Source organism: Azotobacter chroococcum, assembly GCF_004339665.1.
Lineage (GTDB): Bacteria > Pseudomonadota > Gammaproteobacteria > Pseudomonadales > Pseudomonadaceae > Azotobacter > Azotobacter chroococcum.
The window spans coordinates 36532-42896 of the sequence record NZ_SMMU01000028.1; the positions used below are offsets into that span (position 1 = coordinate 36532).

Consider the following 6365-nt stretch of genomic DNA (forward strand, 5'->3'; position numbering starts at 1 on the left):
CATTCGCGACCGCCCCTTCGGGCGCGCCGCTACCTCTGGCGCTCGGCCGGAGCCAGGCGCCATGTCTTCTCGATCTGTTTTGCGGAATAGATCAGGGCTGGCGCTACAGCGCCCTGGCCCTTTCGCGCAGGACGTATTTCTGGATCTTACCGGTGGAGGTCTTCGGCAGTTCGCTGAAGACCACGCGCTTGGGGATCTTGAAGCCGGCCAGGTGCTCGCGGCAGAAGGCGATGATCTCCGCCTCGCTGGTCCGCTCGTGGCCGGCCTTGAGGGTGACGAAGGCGCAGGGGGTCTCGCCCCATTTTTCGTCGGGGCGGGCCACCACGGCCGCCTCGAGGACGCCGTGATGGCGATAGAGCACGCCTTCCACCTCGATGGTCGAGATGTTCTCGCCACCGGAGATCACGATGTCCTTCAGGCGGTCCTTGATCTCCACGTAGCCGTCCGGATGCCAGACGCCCAGGTCGCCGGTGTGGAACCAGCCGCCCTCGAAGGCCTCGGCAGTGGCGGTGGGGTTCTTCAGGTAGCCCTTCATCACCGTGTTGCCGCGCATGAAGATCTCGCCGATGGTTTCGCCGTCGCGCGGCAGTGGCTTGAGGGTCTGCGGATCGGCCACCATCACCCCTTCCAGGGTCGGGTAGCGCACGCCCTGGCGCGCCTTGATCCGTGCCCGGTCGTCCAGCGGCAACTCGTCCCATTCCTCGTGCCAGGCGCACACGGTGACCGGGCCGTAGACTTCGGTGAGGCCGTAGACATGGGTGACCTTGATGCCCATTTCCTCCACCGCGCCGATCACCTTGGCCGGCGGTGCGGCGCCGGCGACCATGGCGTTGACCGGATGGTCGATGGCGGCCTTGGCCGAATCGGGCATGTTGACCAGCGCGTTGAGCACGATGGGCGCGCCGCACAGATGGGTGACGCGGTGCTCGTGGATCAGGGTGAGGATCTTCTGCGGGTCGACCCGGCGCAGGAAAACGTGTGCGCCGGCCAGGGCGGTGACGGTCCAGGGGTAGCACCAGCCGTTGCAGTGGAACATCGGCAGGGTCCAGAGATACACGGGATGGTTGCCCATCGCCCAGACCATTTGGTTGCCCAGCGAGTTCAGGTAGGCGCCGCGGTGGTGGTAGACCACGCCCTTGGGGTTGCCGGTGGTGCCCGAGGTGTAGTTGAGGCTGATGGCCTGCCACTCGTCCTCCGGCCACTGCCAGGCGAACTCGGGATCGCCCTCGGCGAGCAGCGCCTCGTAGTCCAGATCGCTGACCGGCTGGCCCTCGCCGTATTCCGGATCGTCGACGTCGATCACCAGCGGCGGGTGGGCGAGCATGCCGACCGCGGCATGAATCACCTCCTGGTATTCGCGGTCGGCGATCAGCACCTTGGCTTCGCCGTGCTGCAGCATGAAGGCGATGGCCTCGGCGTCCAGGCGCACATTGAGGGTATTGAGCACGGCGCCGATCATCGGCACGCCGAAGTGCGCCTCGAGCATCTGCGGAATGTTCGGCAGCATCACCGCGACGGTGTCGCCCTTGCCGATGCCGCGGCCGGCGAGGGCCGAGGCCAGGCGGCGGCAGCGCACATAGGTTTCGGCCCAGTTGCGGCGGATCGAGCCGTGGATCACGGCGGGGCGGTGCGGATAGACGGCGGCGCTGCGCTCGATGAAGCTCAGCGGGGAAAGCGGGACGTGGTTGACTTCAGAGCGTGACAGCCCCTGTTCGAAGATCGACATGTTTTTATCCTTTCAGGCTAATTGTTAGCTCTTATTGCCTCCCAGCGTCCCCGTTCCGGCGGGTGGCTGGTACATCCTTCGCGGACCTATATAGCAATCTCTATTTAATCTGTAAATACTACTGAATTGATATGGTGTTTTTACTATATTCATCCCCGCGATCTCAGGTCATCAGCCGGAAGACACCCCATGCCCACGCATTCCGTTCCTTCCAGTGTCTCGCCGCTGCTGGCGCTCGACCCGCAACCGAGTCTGCTGCTGGATATCCAGGCCCGGCCCCTCGAGCTGAACGCGGCCCTGCTGGCGCTGCTCGGTGAGTCTGGCCCGCAGGCGCTGGCCGGTTGCCTGCCGGCGAATCACGCGCAGCTGGTGCGCGCCTGCCTGGAGCAGCGGCGTGCCATCGAGGAGGTCGAGGCACAGTTCGGCGAGCGGATCCTGCTCTGGAACTTCGTTCCCGATCCGCAGGAGGGAAGGGTGCTGGCGCGCTGCCGGGACGCCAGCGCACAGATCCTTGGCGAGCGCGAGGCGGCCAGGGCGCGCCGCTTGTACCGCCTGATCACCGAGAACACCACCGACCTGATTTCCCGTCATGATCCCGACGGCCGCTTCCTCGACGCCTCGCCGGCTTCCTGGACCCTGCTCGGCTACTGGCCGGAGGAGCTGCGCGGCAAGCCGGTACGCACACTCGTGCATGTCCGCGAGTGGACGCAGCTGCGCTGTGCCCGCGAAGCGCTCGAGCAGCACGGCTACCACACCATGAGCTACCGGGTTCGTCACCGTGCCGGGCACTACCTGTGGTTCGAGACGGCCAGCCGGGCGATCCGCGACACTTACACCGGCGCGGTGGTGGAGGTGATCAGCGTGTCGCGGGACATCACCGCCCGGGTGCGGGCCGAGGAGAACAACCGGCGGCTGGCCGGCGTGGTGGAAGCCAACACCGATCTGGTGCTGTTCATCGACCCGGCCGGGCAGATCACCTATCTCAATCCGGCTGCCCGGCGCACCCTGGGGATCGGCGAACGGCAGCCGATGCCGTCACTGGCCGGACTCTTTGCCCGTGACGACCTGGCGCGCCTGCAGGCCGAGGGCTGGAACACCGCCGAGCGACAGGGCGCCTGGAGCGCCGACGCGCGACTGCAGCCGACCGGCGGCGGCGCTTCGGTGCCGGTCTCGCTGGTGCTGCTGGCGCACTCCGCGATCGGCGGTGAACGCTACTACTCGCTGGTGGCGCGCGACATGACCGAGCGCGAGCTGCGCGAGGCGCAGCAGCACCGTCACCAGGACGAGCTGGCGCATACCGCGCGGCTGGTCAGCCTCGGCGAGCTGGCCTCGGGGCTGGCCCACGAAATCAACCAGCCGCTGGCAGCGGTGGTCAACTACGCCAGCGCCAGCCAGCGCTACCTGCAATCCTTGGAGCACAATCCCCAGGCAGCGCTGCGCGTGGCCCAGGGGCTGGAGCGCATCACCGAGCACGCCCAGCATGCCTCGGAAGTGATCAAGCGGCTGCGTGCTTTCCTGCGCAAGGGCCAGCGGCGCATGCAGGCGCTCGACGTGGCTGAGGTGGCGCGGGGCGCGGTGCGCCTCTGTGGCTGGGAGGCGAGTGCCGGCCAGGTGACGATCGAGGCGCAATTGCCGGACGGCCTGCCACCGGTCTATGCCGACCGGGTGCTGCTCGAGCAGGTCCTGCTCAACCTGCTGCGCAATGCCATCGACGCCAACCATGAGGCCCATCCCGGCCAGCCCACCCGCATCGTGCTGACGGCCCGTGCCGAGGCCGGCCGGGTGACGATCGAGGTGCGCGACTGCGGGCCGGGGCTGAGCGACGCCGAGCTGGAGCGGGTGTTCACGCCGTTCTACACCAGCAAGCCGGAAGGGCTGGGGTTGGGCCTGTCGATGAGTCGCAGCATCGTCGAGGGCTTCGGCGGTTCTCTGGAAGCGCAGCGCGCCGAGGGCGTCGGGCTGTCGATGCGCTGCCGGCTGCCGGTCCAGCAGGGCGATACGCGGCCGGACTCCAGATAGCTTGAAAGCTCCCGGAGAGGGCCGGCGCGCTCAGGGGCAGGGTACCAGTGGCAGATCGCGCTTGTGTCGGGTCGCCTCGTATGCCCTTGGCGCCCCCAGGTGGGCGCCAAGGGCGCGCACCTGCCCCTTGACCAGGCCGGCGAGAGGGGCGAGATCGCCGGCGCCGGCGCCGGCGCCGAATTTGGTGAAGAAGCCCATCACCGCCTCGGCGGCATGGTCGATACCGATCACCAGCCCGCCGCGGGCATTGGCGATCGCGTACTGGGCGACCATCCGCAGCCGGGCCTTGACGTTGCCGAGGACGAAATCCTGCCGTGCGGCATCCAGGCGCTTGTGGTGTTTCAGTTGCTCGTCCAGACCCCGCACGCCGGCGGCGATGTCGATGGTCTCCTGCTCGTCGGCCGCGATGAAGGCCAGCCCGTCGGAGAACACCAGGATCTTGCTCCGCGGATCGATCCCCAGCTTCTCGTAGGTAAAAGGAATAATATGAAACGCCTGCTCACACTTACAGTTCTTCTATAGCACCATCCAAGCTCACGCTAGTGAGTGGATAAAAAGTTCAGAAATAGAAGAGTTATTCAAAGCCGCACACGCTCAGGGCACATTTGTCCTTTATGACGTCGAGGCCGACCAATTTGTTGGCTATGACCGAGTTCGTGCTGAAACAAGATTTGTTCCAGCCTCAACTTACAAAATTCCAAATACACTTATCGGGCTTTCAGTTGGTGCTGTTGACAATGTTGATGAGGTCCTTCCCTACGGCGGGCATCACCAGCCTTTCAAAGCATGGGAAAAAGATATGGGGCTGCGAGATGCCATTGCCATATCAAACATTCCAATCTATCAGGAGCTTGCTCGACGGATTGGGCCCGAGCGCATGAGGGAGGGAATCTCGAAAATTGGCTATGGAAATCAAGATATTGGCCCAAATACGAGTATTGGCACTTTTTGGTTGGTCGGGCCGCTCAAAATCAGCGCTCTTGAACAAACCAAATTCCTTGCCAAGTTGGCTAAGGAAACATTGCCGTTTTCCCAGGATCAGCAGAAAAAAGTCCGTGAAATTATCACTTTAGAACAAGGTGATAACTGGAAGCTGTATGGAAAAACGGGCTGGGAAAATGTTCCAGGCGCTGGCATTGGCTGGTGGGTCGGATGGGTTGAGAAAGGCAATCGTATTTATCCTTTTGCATTGAATATGGATATTCGAGAAGCATCCGATGCAGCCAAACGTTTAGAGCTTGGCAAAGCAAGTCTCAAGGCGTTGAAGATACTTTGAAATTGAGCGCCTAATAACCTCATCAAGGTTGAATCTGTCGGCTTGGGATTTATCGCAGCCATGAGAGCGTGGGGACATACCCAGGAGGTTTGCCCCATGCAACTTTTCGAGCAAGACCGCAACAATTCCCCGCCTTCGCCATGAAGGAGGGTCAGTCTTGAGAAGGGCATTCATCCCGAACGGATCGGATATGGGCGGCGCCGTCCCAGATTCCGCAACAGGCAGAAGGCGGCCAAAAGCGGACGTCTGGCTTTTAAGCATGTCTTCTTTATCTATGCCGGGATGCCGAGCAGACCGCCGCCCCTGCCGTTTCTTTGGAAGCGGCTTCCTGCCTGGCATGAGCGGTGAGGCACTTGGCAGCGATGAGCCTTGCAGCGGCCTCGCCAATCCCGCTGCTTGCACCTGTGATCAGTACGACCTTGCCTTGAATGTTCGAAAGCGATCCATAAAGCCCGTCTGTTAACGGCCGAGCCGGTCTTTTACAGTGGCGCCGTCGGAGTGCAGTTCCACGGCAGCAGCGCCTCGTAGTCTTCGACGCTTTGCGCTGCCGGCAACCGCTCGAGGACGTGGCGCAGCCAGGCATAGGGCTCCTGCCCATTGGCCTTGGCGGTTTCCACCAGGCTGTAGAGCTGCGCGCTGGCCGTCGCGCCTTTGGGCGTGTCGCTGAACAGCCAGGCCTTGCGCCCGATGACGAACGGGCGAATGGCCCGTTCGGCACGGTTGTTGTCGATCGGCAGGTAGCCCGCCTCGGTATAGCGTATGAGCCGGCTCCAGTTGCTGGCCAGGTAGTTCACCGCCTTGCCCAGCGCATTCTGCGCGGTGACCTGCGGCTGGGTCTTGTCCAACCAGGCCTTGAGCTGGGCGAGGACCGGCAGGCTGTGTTGCCGGCGTGCCTCCAGGCGTTCGGCATCGCTGGCCTGCTTGAGGTCGCGCTCGATGGCGTAGAGCCGGTTGATCCAGGCCAAGGCCTGGTCGGCGCGCCCGGTCTTGCCTTTGGGCTGCACCTGCTGCGCCTCGACGAACTTGCGCCGGGCATGGGCCCAGCACCCCAGGCGCTCGATGCCCGGTTGCGCGGCCAGGGCGTTGTAGCCGGCGTAGTCGTCGGTCATCAGGTAGCCGCGGTAGCCTTCGAGCAGGCGCAAGGGCACCGCCTGCGCCCGGCTGGGGCTGTAGTCGAAGAGGACGACCGGCTGCTCCGGCGGGCCCCCTGTCTGCACCCACATCCAGGACTGGCTGGAGGGATCCCGGTCCGGCTCCTTGAGCACCTGCACCCGCGTCTCGTCGCAGTGGATCACCGGGCTTTCCAGCAGCCGGTCGCGCATCAGGTTGAGCAAGGGTTGCAGC

4 protein-coding genes and 2 pseudogenes are annotated in these 6365 nt (G+C 64.1%); 2 read left to right on the top strand and 4 right to left on the bottom strand.

The window, feature by feature from the left end; genetic code table 11:
* Positions 1-103: 103 nt before the first annotated feature.
* Entirely contained in the window at positions 104-1726 is a 1623-nt protein-coding gene (locus tag EV691_RS18025; RefSeq protein ID WP_131298748.1) for an acyl-CoA synthetase, read from the bottom strand.
* Positions 1727-1915: 189 nt separating this feature from the next.
* Here EV691_RS18025 and EV691_RS18030 point away from each other — a divergent pair, with 189 nt between their 5' ends.
* Positions 1916-3745 (top strand): PAS domain-containing sensor histidine kinase, encoded by a 1830-nt coding sequence (locus EV691_RS18030; protein WP_131298747.1) that lies wholly within the window; start codon positions 1916-1918, stop codon positions 3743-3745.
* Between the two features lie 30 nt (positions 3746-3775).
* Here EV691_RS18030 and nadE read toward each other — a convergent pair.
* Positions 3776-4162 (bottom strand): annotated as a pseudogene (gene nadE, locus EV691_RS18035) (NAD(+) synthase); the annotation flags it as partial.
* 109 nt (positions 4163-4271) lie between these two features.
* Between nadE and blaOXA the strand changes: the two are divergent.
* Entirely contained in the window at positions 4272-5021 is a 750-nt protein-coding gene (gene blaOXA / locus EV691_RS18040) for a class D beta-lactamase (RefSeq protein WP_131298745.1), read from the top strand.
* 352 nt (positions 5022-5373) lie between these two features.
* Here the strand turns inward: blaOXA and EV691_RS18045 are convergent.
* Positions 5374-5451: pseudogene (locus EV691_RS18045) on the bottom strand (oxidoreductase); the annotation flags it as partial.
* 49 nt (positions 5452-5500) lie between these two features.
* Positions 5501-6365: IS66 family transposase (gene tnpC / locus EV691_RS18050; RefSeq protein ID WP_131837558.1), on the bottom strand; the 865-nt coding region annotated here is incomplete at its 5' end.

Excerpts from the sequence above, each read along its gene's own strand:
- EV691_RS18025 (WP_131298748.1), bottom strand. The coding sequence starts at position 1,726 with ATGTCGATCTTCGAACAGGGGCTGTCACGCTCTGAAGTCAACCACGTC.
- EV691_RS18030 (WP_131298747.1), top strand. The coding sequence starts at position 1,916 with ATGCCCACGCATTCCGTTCCTTCCAGTGTCTCGCCGCTGCTGGCGCTC.